Consider the following 1,160-nt stretch of genomic DNA (forward strand, 5'->3'; position numbering starts at 1 on the left):
TTTCAAACCCGGCCTTGACCGGCAAAACAAGTGCAATCCTTTGCACCTGTCGACCGGCGATTTGCACCAGGTCAAAGCGCGTCCAGCAACCCGTACTCTTTCAGTTTGTACTGGAGCGTCCGCCGGGATACCCCGAGTTCCTCCGCAGCGAGGCGCCGGTTCCCGCCATGTCTTTTGACCGCCTTCTCGATGAGTTCCCTCTCCGCGCATTTCAGCATCTCCCGACTCTCGAGGTTTTCCGGCCTGACTCTTCGCAGTATCTCGTCCGGCAGGGTGGCCTCTCTGATGACATCCGTGGAGAGTATCACCGCCCGCTCCATGACATTTTGCAGTTCCCGGACGTTCCCCGGCCAGCCATAGCTTCTCATGGCGGAAACGGCCTGGGCCTCGACACCCTTCAGGCCTTTGCCAACCTGCCTGCTGAAACGTTGCATGAAGTAATCGATCAGCAGAGGGATGGCATCCCCCCTCTCGCGAAGGGGGGGGAGATGGAGCGGGAAGACGTTCAGCCGGTAGTAGAGGTCCTCGCGAAAGCGACGCTGGTCCACTTCCTGGCGGAGGTTCCGGTTGGTGGCGGCGATGACCCGGACATCCGCCTTGATCTCTTTGCTGCCGCCCACCCGCTCGAAAACCCGCTCCTGCAGAACCCGCAGAAGCTTCGCCTGCAGGGAAAGCGGCATCTCGCCGATCTCGTCCAGGAAGATCGTGCCCCCCCTCGCCAGCTCGAACTTTCCTTGCCGTGCCTGGATGGCCCCGGTGAAGGCGCCTTTTTCGTGCCCGAAGAGCTCGCTCTCCAGGAGGTTTTCCGGAACCGCAGCGCAGTTGAGGGCGACGAATCCCCCCTTCCTCCGTGGACTCAGCAAATGAACGCTCCTGGCCACCAGCTCTTTTCCCGTCCCGCTCTCACCGAAGATCAAGACATTCGCCATGGCACCGGCCACGCTGTGCACCAGCTGTCGAACCGGCCGCATCGACTCTCCTGCGAAGATGAGCTCTTCCGGTGGCAGACCCGCCTCCTCGCATTCCTTTAGAGAGAGGTAATCCCGCGCACGCGCCTGGGCGTCGATGGTTCGATTAACCAGGGCAAGGAGATTGTCGGGGTCGTCGAGGGGCTTGGTGAGGAAATCCACCGCCCCTTCCTTGATGGCGGCTACCGCTTC

The 1,160-nt window shown here is 61.5% G+C and carries 1 protein-coding gene; it reads right to left on the reverse strand.

The features are described from left to right. Positions 1–71: 71 nt before the first annotated feature. A partial coding sequence (locus AC11W3_RS02015; protein WP_484092404.1) for a sigma-54 interaction domain-containing protein occupies positions 72–1,160 on the reverse strand: 1,089 nt, incomplete at its 5' end.

The organism is Geomonas sp. (assembly GCF_056994735.1).